Below are 16,481 nucleotides of genomic sequence, written 5' to 3' on the forward strand. Positions count from 1 at the left end.
GGCAAGGCTGTTCACACTAGAACATCTTCTCCCACGTTTCTTTGCCGACCGCGCCGTCGGCGGCAAGGCCGTTGCGGCGCTGGAACCGCTGCACCGCTGCGGCTGTGGAAGCCCCGAATCTGCCGTCTGCGGTCAGCCGCTCGCCCAGAGAGTTGAGCTTCTGCTGCACCAGACGCACTGTGCCGCCGGAAGAGCCGCTGCGCAGGGCAATGCCGGGGTAGGGCACATGCAGGCCGTGCTTGGCCGTGTAGCGGGTGTAGAGCACGTTCCATGTGTTCGCGCCCACCTTGCCGTCCACATTCATCTTGTTTTTCAGCTGGAACTCCTTCACGGCGTTCTCGGTGGAAATGCCGAATTTTCCGTCGGTCTTCAGCTCACTGTACCATGTGCAGGCGTCGCGCACACCGTTGAGCCAGGTCTGCACAAGGGCGGTGTCCGGCCCGGAGGAGCCGCGCTGGAGCAGAGAATAATAAGCAGGGATCGCCATAGTGGATAACACACTCCTTTCGCCCTATGCTATGCGGCGAAAGCGCCGGGCGTTACCCAAGCAGCACCACGTCCTCCCGACGGGCGGTGCGCTGCTGCACCCATTCCACCAGCCGGAGCCGGAGAATGTAGTTCCCGCAGACGAGGTCGTTTTCGGCGGGCCGGGCGTAGCCCCCGCAGGCAGAGCGGCACAGACCCGGGTAGAGTACGCACCACCAGTTGCGGCCGTTGCCGTTGCCGATCTGGATGCGCAGCGCGTCGTACCGCCCGGCGGGCAGGATGCCCGAAGCGTAGCGCCGGGTGTCGAAGTACATGTTCACCAGCTGCACCCGCACCGGGGTGCGGATGTTCAGCTCTGCCAGCGCGTGCCGGGCCGTGAGCTGCAGTTCAAACAGATGCCGTGCCGCCCAGCAAAGGGCGTCAGGCTTGCTTTCGGCAGGGCAGGCGGCGTCCAGATAGGCCAGCACGGCGTCCCGCACATGGAGCTTTGCGCTCTGGCTGGCGATGGAATCGTTCTCGGGTCGGATGTGCAGCCGCAGGGTGTCGGCGCACACCAGCGCCCCGGTGTCCAGCTGGGTGCGGCCCCATGCAAATGTCTGCCATGCGCCGCACAGGGCAAGGGCGAGAAACAGGCCAAGGCAGAGCAGAGCCATCTGAGCGCGTGTAAGCATTCTGGATAACATAAAAACAGACCCTTCTTCTGGAAATGTTATCCAGAGGATGGGCCTGTTGAAAAGAATTTATTCCGGAAAGAACGAACCCTCTCAGGCATTGCTGCGCAATGCCAGCTCCCCCGAGGGGGGGAGCTTTTGTGCATATACCGGGAAAGTGCAGCTTCAAAGGCGAGATTGAATCGTCTGATGGATTTTTTCACAGACTGCTTCAAACTGAAGATCCACTTCATAATTAGAAAAACGAAGAACATCCAAGCCGTACTGCGAAAAGATGCTGCTCCGTTCACGGTCATACAGAAGCCCTTGTTCGGTGGTGTGTTGTGCTCCATCCAATTCGATGACCAGTTGTGCGCGAGAACAGTAAAAATCAGCAATAAAAGATTCGATGATGCGCTGCTTATAATTTTTTACCGGGTAGCGGCGCAAAAACTGATACCATAGCTTTCTTTCCTGCGGCGTCATTTCGCGGCGCAGCTCGCGTGCACGAGGCAGCATATCGCCATTTTTGGGAACGATGTTCGGTTTCATAGGAAACACCTGCTTTCGGTTTGAAAAAAGCTCCCCCTTTCGGGGGAGCTGGCATCGAGCGTATGCGAGATGACTGAGAGGGTCCTTTAGTTCTTCAGCGACTGCATGGGGGCAGGCAGGCGGCCGCCGCGGTTGATGAACACGGACGGGTCGTGCTGGTTCACGGCCATGATGGGGCCATAGCCCAGCAGACCGCCAAAGTCCAGCACCTCACCGGCCTTGCGGCCAATGGCGGGAATGACGCGCACGGCGGTGGTCTTGCTGTTCACCATGCCGATGGCGGCTTCGTCGGCGATCAGGGCGCTGATGACGGCCGGGGTGGTGTCGCCCGGGATGATGACCATATCGATGCCCACCGAGCAGACGGCGGTCATGGCTTCCAGCTTTTCAATGGTCAGGCAGCCGATCTCGGCGGCGTGGATCATGCCGGCGTCCTCGCTGACCGGGATGAAGGCACCGGACAGACCGCCCACGTGGTTGGAGGCCATCACGCCGCCCTTCTTCACGGCATCGTTCAGCAGGGCCAGACAGGCGGTGGTGCCGCAGCAGCCGCAGGTCTCAAGGCCCATCTCTTCCAGAATGTTGGCCACGCTGTCGCCAATGGCGGGGGTAGGTGCCAGCGACAGGTCGATGATGCCGGCGGGCACGCCCAGAGCCTTGGAGGCAAGGTTTGCCACCAGCTGGCCCACGCGGGTGATTTTGAAGGCGGTGCGCTTGACCAGCTCTGCCACCTCGTCGATGGGGGCATCCTTGGGCAGGCGGGCCAGTGCGGCGCGCACAGCGCCGGGACCGGAAACGCCCACGTGGATCTCACAGTCCGGCTCGCCGGGGCCGTGGAATGCACCGGCCATGAAGGGGTTGTCCTCCGGTGCGTTGCAGAATACCACCAGCTTTGCGGCACCGATGCACTGACGGTCGGCCGTCAGCTCGGAAGCCTTCTTGACGGCCTCGCCCATCAGCTTGACGGCGTCCATGTTCAGGCCGGCCTTGGTGGCGCCGATGTTCACCGAGCTGCACACGATGTCGGTCTCGGCCAGCGCACGGGGAATGGACTCGATCAGGCGGCGGTCACCGGCGGAGAAGCCCTTGTGCACCAGAGCACTGTAGCCGCCCACAAAGTTGACGCCCACCTTTTTGCCGGCGGCGTCCAGGGTCTTTGCAAAGTCCACGGGGTCGGCATCCGGGCAGGCACCCAGCAGCATGGCGATGGGGGTGACACTGATGCGCTTGTTGATGATGGGGATGCCATACTCGGCGCTGATGTGCTCCACGGTGGGCACAAGGCTTGCGGCCTTGGTGGTGATCTTGTTATAGATGTTCTCGCACGCCTTCTTCGGGTCCGGGTCGATGCAGTCCAGCAGGCTGATGCCCATGGTGACAGTGCGCACATCCAGATTGTCCTGAGTGAACATCTCGATGGTCTCGAGGATGTCACCGGTATTAAACATACTCATTGCAGTGTACTCCCTCCATCAGATGGTGTGCATGGCGTCAAAGACTTCCTGACGGGTCACGTTGATCTGCATCCCCATCTCGGCGGCCAGTGCATCGCAGCGCTTGTGCAGCTCTTCGTGGCCCACATTGCACTTGGAGATATCCACCAGCATGATCATGGCGAACATGCCCTGCAGGATGCTCTGGGTCACGTCCTCGATGTTGATGTTCAGTTCGGTGCACAGACCGGCGACCCTGGCAACAACGCCCACGGTATCGTGACCAATGACGGTAATGAATGCTTTCATCGTTTCCACCCTCGTTTTCCTTTTGATGAACGGTGCCGCAAAAGCTCCGGCACACTCTTACCCTTCCAGTATATCAGATTTGGCAAAATTTGAACACACTTTTTGTAAAAAAGAACAGACACGAAGGGAAAAAGACATTCTATCCCAAAAAATTGGGTGCAATCTTTTACAGCTTGTGCTATACTTATAAATAATTTATTTCCCGGTTACGGGCTGAGAAGGAGCAAGATACTATGGAACAGCTTTTGAAGATCCTGGAAGACAATGCGCGGCTGCCCATTGAGGACATCGCCACGATGCTGAATAAATCCCCCGCCGAGGTGGCGGCCATGATCGATCTGGCCCGGGCGCAGGGCATCATCAAGGGCTACAAGACCCTTGTGGACTGGGAAAAGGCCGGGGTCAACCGTGTGGAGGCCGTCATCGAGCTGAACGTCAGCCCCAAGAAGAGCCGCGGCTTTGACGAGATCGCAGCCACCATTGCCGCCTTTGACGAGGTGGAGAGCGTGCTGCTGATGAGCGGCGGCTACGACCTGCAGCTGGTCATCAAGGGGCAGACCTTCCAGGAGATCGCCCTGTTCGTGGCAAAGCGCCTGTCCCCGCTGGACGATGTGCTGTCCACCGCCACCCACTTTGTGCTGCGCACCTATAAAAAGGAGGGCCGCCTGTATCAGGACGAAGAAATCGATGAAAGAGAGTGCACGGTGCTGTGATGGACTACGATAAACTGATCGCGCCTGCCGCTGAGGCCATGCGCCCCTCCGGCATCCGCAAATTTTTCGATCTGGCTGCCGAAATGCCCGAGTGCATCAGTCTGGGCGTGGGCGAGCCGGACTTCAAGACGCCATGGGCCGTGCGCGAAGCCGGCATCGAGAGTCTGGAGCATGGCCGCACCCGCTACACCTCCAACGCAGGCCTGAAGGAGCTGCGCGCCGAGGTGGCAAAGTATCTGGAGCGCCGCATGGGCCTGCACTACGACCCGCTGCACGAGGTGCTCATCACGGTGGGCGGCAGCGAAGCCATTGATATGTGCATCCGCACGCTGGTGCAGCCCGGGGACGAGGTCATTATCCCGGAGCCCTGCTTTGTGTGCTACGAGCCCATCACCACCCTGTCCGGCGGTGTGCCGGTGCATGTGGCCTGCCGTCAGGAGGACGAGTTCCGCCTGCGTGCCGACGCCCTCAAGGCTGCCATCACCCCCCGCACCAAGCTGCTCATCATGCCGTTCCCCAACAACCCCACCGGTGCGGTGATGGAGCGCGAGGATCTGGAAGCCGTTGCTGAGGTGCTGCGCGGCACCAACATCATGGTGCTCTCGGATGAAATTTATGCAGAGCTGAACTATGGCCTGCGGCCCCATGTGTCCATTGCCACCCTGCCCGATATGGCAGAGCGCACCATCGTGGTGAACGGCTTCTCCAAGACCTACGCCATGACCGGCTGGCGTCTGGGCTATGCCTGCGGTCCGGCACCCATCATCCGGATCATGACCAAGATCCACCAGAGCGCCATCATGAGCGCCCCCACCACCAGCCAATACGCCGCCATCACTGCCCTGAAGGAGTGCGACGGCGAGATCGACCGCATGCGCGACGAGTACAATATGCGCCGCCGCCTTGTGGTGAAGGCCTTCAACGATATGGGCCTGACCTGCTTTGAGCCGCGCGGCGCGTTCTACGCCTTCCCCTGCATCAAGAGCACGGGCATGAGCAGTCAGGATTTCTGCACGAAACTGCTGGAACAGAAGCATGTGGCCATCATCCCCGGCGACGCCTTTGGCGCTTCCGGCGAAGGCTACGCCCGCATTTCCTACGCCTACAGCGTGGAGCATCTGAAGGAAGCGCTCCGGCGCATCCGGGAATTCCTGCAGGAAAACGGCATCTATCACGGCATCTGAGGAGGAACAAATGGCAAGGCTGAACTGCGTGACCGTTCTGGCCCCCGCAAAGCTCAATCTGGCGCTGGATGTGGTGGGTCTTCTGCCGAGCGGCTACCATGATCTGGACATGACCATGCAGGCCATCACCCTCTACGAGCGGGTGGTGCTGCGCCGCAGCCCCTACCTGAACCTGCGGCTGCCGGGCAGTCTGGTGGCCCCCAATAACAAAAACACTGCCATCAAGGCAGCGCTGGCCTTTTTTGACTACACCGGCCTTCTGGCGGGCGTGGACATCACCATCTATAAAAATACCCCGGTGCGGGCAGGCATGGCAGGCGGCAGCGCTGACGCCGCTGCCGTGCTGGTGGGCATGAACGAGCTGTACGGTGCACGGCTCTCCATGAGTGAGCTGTGTGCACTGGGCGCAAAGATCGGTGCGGATGTGCCCTTTGCCCTGATGGGCGGCACCTGCCGGGTGCAGGGCGTGGGAGACTTCCTCAAGGCCCTGCCGCCGGTGCCGGAGTGCTGGTTCACGGTGGTGATGCCGGACTACGGCGTTTCCACCCCGGAGGCCTTTGCGGCCTACGATCGGGTGGGCAGCAGTGTCCACCCGGACTGCGGCGCACAGGAAGCCGCCATCCGTGCCGGAGATCTGGACGCCCTTTGCGCTGCCGCCGGCAATGCGCTGGAAGAGTGCAGCGGAGCAAAGGACACCGGGGCCATCAAGACCCTGCTGCGGGAGCATGGCGCTGTCACCGCCCTGATGACCGGCAGCGGTGCGGCGGTGTTCGGCGTGTTCCGGGACGAAGGGGCCGCACGGACTGCTGCACAGGCCGCAAAGCGGCGCTGGAAGCAGGTGTACGTGGCGCAGCCTGACCGCGGCGGCGCACGGGTGAGCCGATAAAAATGCATAGACCTCCTTCCCACGGGGCATACTGTCCGCAAGGGAAGGAGGTCTTTTTTGTGCAGACCTTTTATAAAATCTGCCTGATCCTGTTGATCGTGGGCGGCATCAACTGGGGCCTTGTGGGGCTGTTCCAGTTCGATTTTGTGGGCTGGCTGCTGGGCGGCAGTGCATCCATCTGGTCCCGCATCGTGTTCACACTGGTGGGCATCGCAGCCCTGTGCGGCATCCCGGGGCTGTTTTCGGACGATAGTTCCTCTGAAAGCTGAAAAATCATGCAAAAACAAAAGCACTTGCAAAACCAATTGCAGGTGCTTTTGCTTGTTGACTCAATTACTGCTTCCGTCAAGATCGTCCCAGCCTACCAGATCCGGCAGGGTGAGCGTCTCGTCCGAGCAGTGGGGATGTGTACGCCGCTGGTCCTCGGCCATGGTGCGCACCACCTCGCGGGTGATCTCCCGGATGGCGGCGCAGTCCTCGGGCAGGTCGGTCTGGCTGCGGCCGGAGTGGGTGAACAGGATCCTGCCCTGATGGCCCACCACCAGCGTCAGCGGCAGCAGCTGCGGGGCGCTGCTGTCATAGCGGTAGCCCTGCTCTCTGGCGGCTTTGTAGATGCGCTGGGCCGCAAAGCTCCAGCTCAGGATGCCCCGGGCCTGCTCCACGCCCAGATAACCGTACAGCACCCCCGGCGCGTCGCAGATGAGCGTGAAGGGAAACTCGGCTCCCTGTGTGGCTTTTGCCACCGTGCGGGGCGAAGAGTGCACCACGCAGGCCAGCCGCACGCCGCGCAGTCTGGGCAGGGTCTGCAGGTAGCGGGTCAGGTATTCCCGGGTGACAGGGTGGTCGAAGGCTGGCAGGAAGATCATCACCAGCGGGTGCTCACCCTCGCACAGCTTATAAAAATCGTTTCCCGGTGTGGTGGGGGTATCAAAGGTGAAACGGGGGATGGAGGTGCCAACCAGATGTTCTGACTTCATGCCGCAATGCACATCCTTTCCATATTCAGGGAAATAAAAAATCCACACACTGTCTCTGTTTTGCAGAGGACAGCGGTGGATGGATTGCTATAAAAAGATCCCGCCCGGTCGTCTGCGGTCAATCAAACCTACCCTTACGGACAGGTGGGTGCCCTGTCGCCGGATTCACGCTTCCTCATCGAACCTCCATGGTCGACCCATGGCGGGGAGGTCTGCAATCCGCCGGAGAACTCCGGGCTCCCGTTGAATGATTAGTAGGATCATATAAACCGCAACAAATCGAGCCGGGCAGGAAGTCTTGCCGGGTAATTTGTCTGGAATTATTCTTCGATGTCGTACTCGTCGCTCAAGCGCTCTTCAAACAGCTTGCCCAGCTCCAGCAGCAGTTCGTCGTCATCCACGACGTCCAGATACTCGCCTTCATCGTCTTCGCCGACGCTCAGGATGACCAGCTGAGCGTTCTCAGCCTCTTCCTCGGTCTCGGCGTATTCCACAGCAGCCAGATAATGCACGCCCTTGTAGTCCAGCGCATCGATCACCTCAAACGTGATCTCGTTGCCGTCCTCATCTTCCAGAGTCATCAGGTCAGGCTGATTTTCCTCTTCGGTATTGGGGTTCTTGATCTCATCAGACATAGATAGCGTCTCCTGTATCGTGTCATAAAACGGGCCGCTTATGTGCCGCCCGCTCGGGTCTGCATATAGTGTAGCGTTTTTTTGCCTGCTCGTCAAGATGCTTTTTCGCACAGAAATTGTGTAACAAATTTTCACGCATTTGCTCTCGCACTCTGGGGCAGAATATGATATACTATCCTCTGAATCTTTTGCGCACGGTGTGCCGTGCGGTTACTAGAGTGTATGGAGCGTGGGTGAAAATGATGCATAAAAAAAGATGGGCGGCACTGGTGCTGGCAGCAGCACTGGCCCTGACCGGCTGCAGCTTTGGCGGCGTCGGCGGAGGCGGCAGCACCGCCCAGAAGATCGACCGCCCGGCGGTGGAGTCGGCAGAGCTGCAGTTCACCCACCCGGCAGCGGGGGATACCGTTGCGGTATTCGATACCTCGGCGGGCGTGTTCCGGGCGGTGCTCTTCCCGGATAAGGCCCCGCAGGCCTATGATAACTTTGCGGGCCTTGTACAGGCGGGCTACTACAACGGCCTGACAGTCTCCCGTGTGGAGAGCGGCTTTGTGGTGGAGGCCGGACAGGGGGCCGACGGCAGGGGCAACACCATCTGGAACGGCGGCCGCTACCCGGCTGAGACCACCGACAGCCTGCACCATTATTCCGGTGCCCTGTGCATGGGCACGGATGCTTCCGGTGAGTGCGCCAGCGTCTTTTACGTGGTGCAGACCCTGCCGGGAGAGCAGTCTGTGACGCAGGAGCTGGTGGATCAGATGAACAGTGCCGGCTACCGCGCGGAGGTCGTTTCTGCCTACCAGACGGCGGGCGGTGCGCCCTACCTCGACTACACCGACACGGTATTGGGGCAGGTGTACGAGGGCATGGACGTGGTGGATGCCATCGGCCAGACTGCCGTGGACGAGAACCAGAAGCCCCGTGAGGACATCACCATCAACAGCGTGAGCATTACGCAGTACGAATAAGAAAAAGGACACCGTCAGGTGTCCTTTTTCTTATATTTCCCCCGGGTGCTCCTTCCGCCACGCCAGATAGTCATCCAGAATGACCGTGGCGCTCACAGAGTCCAGAATTTCCTTCCGCTTTGTGCCAAAGGTGCCGCTCTCGTCCAGCAGGTCGGCAGCGGCGCAGGTGGTCTGGCGCTCGTCCCACATGCGCACGGGCAGGCCGCTCCAGATTTCGACCGTTTTTGCCAGCTTGCGGCTCTTGGCGGCGCGCTCGCCCTCGGTGCCGTCCATGTTCAGCGGCAGACCGATGACGATGAGCTCAGCACCGATCTCCTCTGCCACCTCGCATACCCGGGCGGCTACCTTATTACGGGCTTTCAGGGTGATCTGCGGGGTGATGGCTGTGGTCAGAAACTCGGTGCGGTCGCAGGTGGCAAGGCCGGTGCGGCTGTCGCCGTAGTCAACAGCTAAAATTTTCATACAGGCTTCCTCTCTTGTGTGGAAAAGTTTATCGGTCCAAGTGTACCACAGCTGAAGGCTAAAGGGTAGATAATCACACTTTTTTTGAGAGGATTTTCGTGTTACAATAAACACAGATCGTTTTTCAAGGAGGAAGTGCCCCATGCTCAAACTGGTTTTAGGCGGCTCCGGCAGCGGCAAAACGACGCTGCTCTATTCCCGCATCCGTGCCCGGGCCGAGGCGGGCCGGTACAGCATCCTGCTGGTGCCGGAACAGTTCACCTCCAGCACAGAGGGCCGCATCTACCGGGAACTGGGCGATGCGCTTTCCGGCATGGTGGAAAGCTTTTCCTTTACCAGTCTGGCCGAGCGCATCCTCTCCGCTGAGGGCGGCGCGGCGGTGCAGACCCTTTCGGACGCAGGCCGGGCCGTGCTGGTGCGCCGCGCACTGGAAGAACTGCAGGACAATGTGCATTACTACTACCGCCACCGCCGCAGCGCAGCCTTCTGCCAGATGGCGGCCCAGACCATCGACGAGCTGAAGAGTGCCGGGCTTTCCGGCACACAGCTGGCAGAGCTGGCCCGGGACTGCGGCCCCGAGAGCGGCAAGCTGAGCGAGCTGGCGCTGATCTTTCAGGGCTACGAGACGCTGCTGGCGGGCACCGGCATGGACCCCTCTGACCGGCTGGAGCTGGCGGCGGCCCGGCTGGAAGCTGCCCTTGCCCGGGGCGAGCTGCCGGACTTTCTGCGGGAGCGGGAGGTGTTCATTGACGAATTTGACACCTTCAACGCCCCCAAAAAGCGGCTGATGGGTGCGATGCTGGCGGCGCTGCCCACGGTCACGGTGGCCCTGTGTGACGACGGTTCCCCCATGGTGCCGGGGGAGATGGGGCTGTTTTCCGGCGCAAAGCAGGTGGCGGCGCAGCTGCGCCAGCTGGCCCGCAAAAACGGGGCCGAAGCGGCAGTGCCGGAGCTTTTGCGCACAGACCTGCGCCACAGGGACGCCCCCGGTCTTGCCGCTGTGACGGAACTGCTGGAGACCGGTACCTGTGAGGTGCCGCCTGCGGCACCGGAGGTGCGGCTGTTTGCGGCTGCCAGCCGGGAAGAAGAAGCCCGCTGCACCGCTGCGGCCATCCGCCGCCTGATGCGGCAGGGTGTGCGCTGCGGAAAGATCGCGGTGGTTTGCCGCGACATCGCCGGCTATCGCGCCGCCATCCGGTACGAGTTCCGCATGGCAGACATCCCGCTCTACTGCGATGAACCCACCACGCCGGAGTTCAGCGCCCCGGCCACAGCGGTGCGGGCGCTGCTGGCCCTTGTGCGCGGCGCGGACATGACCGAGAACCTGACCGTTCTGGCCAAGACCGGCCTGTGCGCCCTGAGCGAGCCGGAGGTCTGTGCCCTGGAAAACTATGCCTACACCTGGTCGCCCGATGCGGCGGCGTGGCGGACAGGCTTTGAAAAAAGCCCCCGGGGCTTTGGCGAGAACGAGCTGACCGAAGAGGACCGGAAAACGCTGGCCGATGCCGAAAAGGCCCGTCAGCTGCTGGTGACGGCGGTGGACAGCCTGCGCGGCAGGGTGCGCGGGGCCAACGCGGAGCAGATCAGCCGGGCGCTGTATTTCTGCCTGAAGGAGCTGGGAGCAGAGGAACAGCAGGCCGCACAGATCGAGTCCATCCGTGCGGCCCGGGGCATCCCGGCGGCAGAGGAAGCGGCCCGGGAGTGGAACGTGGTGATGCAGCTGCTGGACGAAATGGCCCATCTGCTGGGCGGGCAGGGTGTGACCCTTGCGGAATATGAGGACCTGTTCAGTCTGCTGCTGCGCTCGTCGGACCTTGGGCACATCCCGCAGACGCTGGACGCGGTGGTGCTGGCAAGCGCCGGCAAAATGCGCCTGGATGCGCCGGACTATGTATTTGTGCTGGGCCTTGCGGAAGGGGAGTTCCCCTGTGCGCCGTCCGAGACGGGTCTTTTGACCCACGCCGACCGCGATGCCCTGATGGCAAAGCAGATCGATCTGCCGGACTGTTTTGAGAACCGCGTGGTGCGCGAGCAGGTGTGCTTTTACAAGGCCCTTACCGTCCCGGCCAAGGGACTGTGGCTCAGCTGGCCCAAGGGGCAGGGCAAGACCCTGTGCGCAGCGCTGGAGCCCATCGTGGAGGCCCTGCACCCGGCGGCACCGGAGTTGGAGCTTCCCGACCTTGCGGCTACCCCCGCCGATGCACTGGATACGCTGGGCGGCTGGCCGCTGACCGACACGGAACGCGCCAGTCTGACCGAGGCGCTGCGCCTGCCGCAGACGGATGCACCCCGGGGCCTTGCGCTGCTGCAGCGCATGGAGGAGGACCCGCCCCGGCAGGTGAACGACCTGTCCGCGCTGAGCGGCCTGCTGGGGCAGCGGCTGCGCATTTCGCCCAGCCAGCTGGAAAAATACTATACCTGCCGGTATGGCTATTTCCTGCAGTATGTGCTGGGCCTGCGCCCCCGCAGGCGGGCCGAGCTTTCAGCCGACCAGAGCGGCACCCTGATGCACTGGGTGCTGCAGATGGCGCTGGACCCGCACCCGGCTGCGGATAACCCCTGCAAGGCGCTGACGCCTTTTCTGGAGCTGGACGACGAAGCCATGGCGGGCCTTGCCGGCCTGCTGGTGGATGAATATGCAAAGCGCTATCTGCCCGAGGATACGGCCCGGTTCACCTATCTGCTCTCCCGCCTCAAAAAGAGCATGACCGGCCTTTTGTGCTATCTGCGGGACGAACAGAAGCAGTCCTGCTTCCACCCGGCAGCCTGCGAGCTGCGCATCGGCTCCGGGGAGGACGCCGTGCCCGGGCAGGTGTATCATCTCTCGGACGGGCGCACGGTGCAGCTGGTGGGCACGGTGGACCGCGCCGACGAGTGGGTGGAGGAAAACGGCACCCGCTGGGTGCGGGTGGTGGACTACAAGACCGGCACCAAGAAGCTGAACCTGAAGGAGGTCTACTGCGGGCTGGACTGCCAGATGTTGCTGTATCTGTTCAGCCTGACCCGGGATAAAAGCGGGCGCTTTACCGGCGCGGAACCCGCAGGTGTTCTGTACCTGCTGGCAGACCCGGCCCCCAAGACCACGGCCCGGCAGCAGGCAGAGCGCGGAACGGAATACGAGCTGGACGGCCTTGTGCGGGACGAGCAGCGGGTGTTCGATGCCATGGACGCCGCCGAGACCGGCCGCTACCTGCCCTTTGGTTACCGGGACGGCAAACCCAGCCCCAACCAGAAGGATAAGCGTGCGGATATCGCCAAGCTCAACCGGATACAGCTTCATCTGGATGACCTTGTAACGCAGATGGGCAGCCAGCTCTACAGCGGCCGCATCGAAGCGGAACCGCTGGTAGCCGGGGCAGGCAGGAACCCCTGCGTCTGGTGCGACTACAGCTTTATCTGCTGCCACGAGACCGGCATCGGCGAGCGTGCACTGGAGGCTCCGGCCAAGCCCTTTGAGCCGGAAGAGACCGAGAACGAGAAGGAGGGTGAGCAGGCATGAGCGAACCCAAATGGACCCCGGCCCAGCGGGCCGCCATCGAGGACCGGGGCGGTGCGCTGCTGGTAAGCGCGGCGGCGGGCAGCGGCAAAACAGCGGTGCTGACCGAACGTGCCGTGCGGCTCATCACCGACCCGGAGCACCCGGTGGATGCAGACAGGCTGCTCATCGTCACCTTTACCAATGCGGCGGCGGCAGAGCTGCGGGCCCGCATCGGGCAGGCGTTGCTGCGGCTCAGTGTGCAGCAGCCCCACAACACGGCCCTGCGCCGCCAGCGGATGCTGCTGCAGCGGGCACCCATCTGCACCATCGATGCTTTCTGTCTGGACCTGCTGCATAAACACTTTCAGGCGCTGGACATCCCGCCGGACTTTGCCCCGGCAGACCCCGGCAGCGTGGAGGTGCTGCGGGCTTCGGCGCTGGCCGAAACGCTGGAAAATGCCTACCGCGACCCGGATTTCTGCGCCTTTGCAGACCTTTACGGCAAGGGCCGCACCGATCAGGCCGCAGGCAATACCATCTTGCATGTGTACGATTTTCTGCGGGCACTGCCGGACTACGACCGCCGCATGGACGAATATCTGGCTCCATGGCAGCAGGAGAACGGTTTTGGCTCCACCTGCTGGCATGACCTGCTGCTGGCCGAAGCGGCCCGCTGCGCCGGAGCGGCCCGGGAGCTGCTGACGGCGGCGCTGGCCGACTGCAGAGAGGACTTTGCCCTTGCGCAGGCGCAGGCCGAGGAAAAAGGCAAGACGGCAGCCTCCAAAGCCAAGGCCGCAGCAGGCGTCAACGATAAATTTGCAGAGCCGCTCTCCCGGCTGGAAAGCGCCGCCGCCCTGCTGGGCGAGGTGGAACGGCTGGCGGCGGCAGGGGAGTGGACGCCGCTGTATGATAAGCTCACGCCCTATGTGCTGGGCATGGAGGAGATGCCCGGCTTCAAGGGCATGAAAAAGCGGCTGACCGGCGACCACAAGGCGGCGGTGCGCACCCGCACGGACGAAGCCGCCAAGCTGTTCGAGCAGATCACGGAGCTTATCTCCTGCAGCGAGGAGGAGGCCGAAGCCGACCGCAGGGAGGCGCTGCCCCGGCTGCGGGCCCTGTTTGCCGCGGTGCGGGACTTTGACGCCCGTTTCTCGGCAAAGAAAAAGGAGCGCAAGCTGCTGGAATTCAGCGATTTTGAGCATCAGGCCCTGCGGCTGCTGCGCACGCCGGAGGGAGAACCTACCCCACTGTGCCAGAGCATCCGGCAGAACTATGCCGCTGTGATGGTGGACGAATATCAGGACACCAACGCGCTGCAGGATGCCATCTATCGCTGCCTTGCATCCCCGGCGGGGGACGACCTGTTTCTGGTGGGCGACCTGAAACAGAGCATCTACCGCTTCCGGCAGGCCGACCCCAGCATCTTCCGGACGAAGCTGGATGTCTGGGCCCCTCTGCCCGGCGGCACGGCACGGCCCCGCCCGGCAGAGGGAACGCCGGGCACCGATGCACTGCTGGCACTGGATGCCAACTTCCGCTCCGCCCCGCAGGTGGTGGCAGGCATCAACTTTATCTTTGAACAGCTCATGACGCCCCGGCTGGGCGATACCGCCTATGGCGACGGCCAGCGGCTGGTGTGTGGTGCACCCGGCGAATACGCCGGCAGCGTGGAAGCGCATTTTCTGCCGGACGACACCGCCGAGACCGACGCGGCGTGGATCGCCCAGCACATCGAAGAGCTGGTGCAAAACGGCACCCCGGTGCGGGACGGCGGGTCTGTCCGGCCCGTGCAGTACGAGGACTGCTGCATCCTGCTGGCGGCACGCGGCGATTTTCTTGCCTACGAAGAAGCGCTCACGGCCCGGGGCATCCCGGTCTACGCGGACGCCCGGGAAAATCTGATGACAGCCCCGCACATCCGTCCACTGATCTCGCTTTTAAAGGTCATCGACAACCCGGCGCAGGACATCTATCTTGCTGCTGCCATGCTGGGGCCGATGTTCGGGTTTACAGACGACGACCTTGTGCGTCTGCGGGCCTGCAGCGAGGAGACGCAGAAAAAACAGCAGGAGCCCGGCACAAAGCTCACCCGCATGAGCCTGTACGGCGCAGTGCTGCAGGTGGTGCAGAGTGAAGATGAAACACCGTTCACCCAAAAGGTGAAGGCTTTTTACGCCCGGCTGACCGAGCTGCGGCGCATGGCCCGCAGTGTTCCGGCAGAGCAGCTGCTGGAAGAGATCTTTGTCTCCACCGGCTACCTTGCCGCGCTGGGCGTGCTGGAAAACGGAGCCCGCCGCCGGGAGGATGCCCGCCGGTTTGCAGCGTTCTGTGCGGAATCCGGCACAAACGGCATTTCGGCGCTGGTGCGTGCCATCGATGCGGCGGCACAGGCAGGCTCCACCGGGCAGGACGCAGTGCCGGGCGGCGCACGCCCGGGCTGCGTGACCATCATGACCATCCACCGCTCCAAGGGCCTGCAGTTTCCGGTGGTGTTCGTGGGCGATACGGCCCGGCACTTCAACCTGAGCGACACCTATCAGCCGGTGCTGCTGCATCGGGAATACGGGGCAGGCCTGCGGCTGCGGCCGGAACAGGGGGACCTGTACAAGACCGCCGCATACACCGCCCTTGCCAATGCTCACGCACAGGAGACCCGCAGCGAGCAGATGCGCCTTTTGTATGTGGCGCTCACCCGCGCACAGGATATGCTGATCCTGACCATCCCGCTGGGCATGACCAAGACCGGCAATCCCTTTGCCCGGGCGGCGGCGTTTCTGGCGGCAGGAGCGGGGGAAACCCTGAACCGGCAGGCGAACAGCTTTGCCGACTGGCTGCGTGCGGCGCTGCTGGTGCATCCCTTTGGCGGGCCGCTGCGGCGGCTGGCCGGAGATCTGGAACTGCCCTTCGTGTTTACGGAAAGCGAGATCACCGTATCGGTTCAGGAAGCCCAGCCGGAACCGGAAGCGTCCGGACCGGAGCCGGAACAGCCTGCAGCCGTCCCGGCAGACCCGGCTCTGGTGGCCGGGCTGCAGGAAGGCTTTGCTTGGCATTACCCGGCGGCGGAGCTGGCCGCTGTGCCCGCCAAGGTCAGCGTGACCAGTATCGTGCACAAAGCCGAGCAGACCACGCTGGAACGGCCTGCTTTCCTTTCCAGAGACGGCCTGACCGCCGCCGAAATGGGTACGGCTCTGCACGCCTTTCTGGAACATGCGGACTTTTCGGCCCTTGCAGCTGCAAAAGACGCGGGCGGGCTTGAGGAAGCCATTCTGGCCGAGCGTCAGCGGCAGGTGGACAGGCAGCTTGTGGCCCCGGAGATCGCGGAAAAGCTGGATGTGAGCCGGATCCGCCGCTTTGTGGAAGGCGAGGCCTTTGCAAAGATCTGCGCAGCAGACGAGGTGCTGCGGGAGCTGGCTTTCATCACGGCGCTGCCTGCCGAAGCGGTGCTGGCTGCGCAGGGCACAGAGGGCGTCCGGGCCGAGGGAGAGCAGGTGCTGGTGCAGGGCATCGCAGACCTTGTGCTGGTATATCCGGATCATCTGGAACTGCTGGACTACAAGACCGACCGCCGCAAGACCGAGGCGGATTTCCTGCGGGCCTACCGCGCGCAGCTGAACCTCTACGCCCTTGCCATCGATAAGCGCTTTGCCCCGAAGAAGGTGACCTATAAGGGCATCTGCTCGCTGGAGCTGGGGAAGCTGATCGAGGTGTAAGGAAACCGGGCTCGCCCTCTCAGTCTCGCATTTGCTCG

Annotated in this window: 15 protein-coding genes and 1 other RNA gene; 7 read left to right on the top strand and 9 right to left on the bottom strand. The window is 62.6% G+C overall.

Annotated features, from left to right (window positions below; all coding sequences use genetic code 11):
• Window positions 1-16: 16 nt before the first annotated feature.
• The 5 genes from ACKXF9_RS07215 to ACKXF9_RS07235 form a co-directional block, all read right to left on the bottom strand.
• Window positions 17-487: a peptidoglycan-binding domain-containing protein gene (locus ACKXF9_RS07215; RefSeq protein WP_418265704.1), complete on the bottom strand. Its 471-nt coding sequence runs from the start codon at window positions 485-487 to the stop codon at window positions 17-19.
• 52 nt (window positions 488-539) lie between these two features.
• Window positions 540-1,157, bottom strand: coding sequence for a stage II sporulation protein R (locus ACKXF9_RS07220; RefSeq protein WP_418265705.1), 618 nt, complete (start codon window positions 1,155-1,157; stop codon window positions 540-542).
• A gap of 165 nt (window positions 1,158-1,322) precedes the next feature.
• Entirely contained in the window at window positions 1,323-1,688 is a 366-nt protein-coding gene (locus ACKXF9_RS07225; protein ID WP_418265706.1) for an endonuclease domain-containing protein, read from the bottom strand.
• Between the two features lie 86 nt (window positions 1,689-1,774).
• Window positions 1,775-3,136, bottom strand: a complete 1,362-nt coding sequence (locus ACKXF9_RS07230; protein WP_374121318.1) for a PFL family protein — start codon at window positions 3,134-3,136, stop codon at window positions 1,775-1,777.
• A 24-nt stretch (window positions 3,137-3,160) separates the two neighbouring features.
• Complete coding sequence (locus ACKXF9_RS07235) at window positions 3,161-3,430, bottom strand: ACT domain-containing protein (RefSeq protein ID WP_418265707.1); 270 nt, start codon at window positions 3,428-3,430, stop codon at window positions 3,161-3,163.
• A 233-nt stretch (window positions 3,431-3,663) separates the two neighbouring features.
• Here ACKXF9_RS07235 and ACKXF9_RS07240 point away from each other — a divergent pair, with 233 nt between their 5' ends.
• The 4 genes from ACKXF9_RS07240 to ACKXF9_RS07255 are packed head-to-tail and all read left to right on the top strand — an operon-like array spanning window position 3,664 to window position 6,482.
• The gene (locus ACKXF9_RS07240; protein ID WP_005935606.1) at window positions 3,664-4,143 is read left to right on the top strand and encodes an Lrp/AsnC family transcriptional regulator; all 480 of its coding nucleotides are present in this window, start codon (window positions 3,664-3,666) and stop codon (window positions 4,141-4,143) included.
• Window positions 4,143-5,327, top strand: a complete 1,185-nt coding sequence (locus tag ACKXF9_RS07245) for a pyridoxal phosphate-dependent aminotransferase (protein WP_348583828.1) — start codon at window positions 4,143-4,145, stop codon at window positions 5,325-5,327. The genes ACKXF9_RS07240 and ACKXF9_RS07245 overlap by 1 nt, the downstream gene beginning before the upstream one ends.
• 10 nt (window positions 5,328-5,337) lie before the next feature.
• Window positions 5,338-6,213, top strand: coding sequence for a 4-(cytidine 5'-diphospho)-2-C-methyl-D-erythritol kinase (ispE, locus tag ACKXF9_RS07250; protein ID WP_418265708.1), 876 nt, complete (start codon window positions 5,338-5,340; stop codon window positions 6,211-6,213).
• Window positions 6,214-6,272: 59 nt separating this feature from the next.
• Window positions 6,273-6,482 carry a DUF378 domain-containing protein gene (locus ACKXF9_RS07255; RefSeq protein ID WP_243111425.1) on the top strand — a complete coding sequence of 70 codons (210 nt, stop codon included), beginning with the start codon at window positions 6,273-6,275 and terminating at the stop codon, window positions 6,480-6,482.
• Between the two features lie 60 nt (window positions 6,483-6,542).
• Here the strand turns inward: ACKXF9_RS07255 and ACKXF9_RS07260 are convergent, their stop codons facing one another.
• From ACKXF9_RS07260 to ACKXF9_RS07270, 3 genes are all read right to left on the bottom strand, one after another.
• A complete protein-coding gene (locus ACKXF9_RS07260) occupies window positions 6,543-7,190 on the bottom strand; it encodes an AhpC/TSA family protein (RefSeq protein ID WP_418265709.1) in 648 nt (215 codons plus the stop codon).
• Between the two features lie 93 nt (window positions 7,191-7,283).
• Window positions 7,284-7,488, bottom strand: a non-coding RNA gene (ssrS, locus tag ACKXF9_RS07265) — 6S RNA.
• Window positions 7,489-7,510: 22 nt separating this feature from the next.
• The gene (locus tag ACKXF9_RS07270) at window positions 7,511-7,825 is read right to left on the bottom strand and encodes a DUF1292 domain-containing protein (RefSeq protein WP_249238333.1); all 315 of its coding nucleotides are present in this window, start codon (window positions 7,823-7,825) and stop codon (window positions 7,511-7,513) included.
• 239 nt (window positions 7,826-8,064) lie between these two features.
• On the opposite strand from ACKXF9_RS07270, the gene ACKXF9_RS07275 reads away from it, so the two are divergent.
• Window positions 8,065-8,793, top strand: coding sequence for a peptidylprolyl isomerase (locus ACKXF9_RS07275; RefSeq protein WP_418265710.1), 729 nt, complete (start codon window positions 8,065-8,067; stop codon window positions 8,791-8,793).
• A 30-nt stretch (window positions 8,794-8,823) separates the two neighbouring features.
• Here ACKXF9_RS07275 and ruvX read toward each other — a convergent pair whose 3' ends face one another.
• Window positions 8,824-9,255, bottom strand: a complete 432-nt coding sequence (gene ruvX / locus ACKXF9_RS07280) for a Holliday junction resolvase RuvX (RefSeq protein WP_418265711.1) — start codon at window positions 9,253-9,255, stop codon at window positions 8,824-8,826.
• Between the two features lie 142 nt (window positions 9,256-9,397).
• Here ruvX and ACKXF9_RS07285 point away from each other — a divergent pair, with 142 nt between their 5' ends.
• Together ACKXF9_RS07285 and ACKXF9_RS07290 are read left to right on the top strand one after the other, a co-directional pair.
• Window positions 9,398-12,754 carry a PD-(D/E)XK nuclease family protein gene (locus tag ACKXF9_RS07285; protein ID WP_418265712.1) on the top strand — a complete coding sequence of 1,119 codons (3,357 nt, stop codon included), beginning with the start codon at window positions 9,398-9,400 and terminating at the stop codon, window positions 12,752-12,754.
• On the top strand, window positions 12,751-16,443 hold the full coding sequence (locus tag ACKXF9_RS07290; RefSeq protein ID WP_418265713.1) for a UvrD-helicase domain-containing protein: 3,693 nt from the start codon (window positions 12,751-12,753) through the stop codon (window positions 16,441-16,443). Before ACKXF9_RS07285 ends, ACKXF9_RS07290 begins: the two co-directional genes overlap by 4 nt.
• Window positions 16,444-16,481 lie beyond the last annotated feature (38 nt).

Source organism: Faecalibacterium sp. 9 (assembly GCF_048320955.1).
Lineage (GTDB): Bacteria > Bacillota > Clostridia > Oscillospirales > Ruminococcaceae > Faecalibacterium > Faecalibacterium wellingii.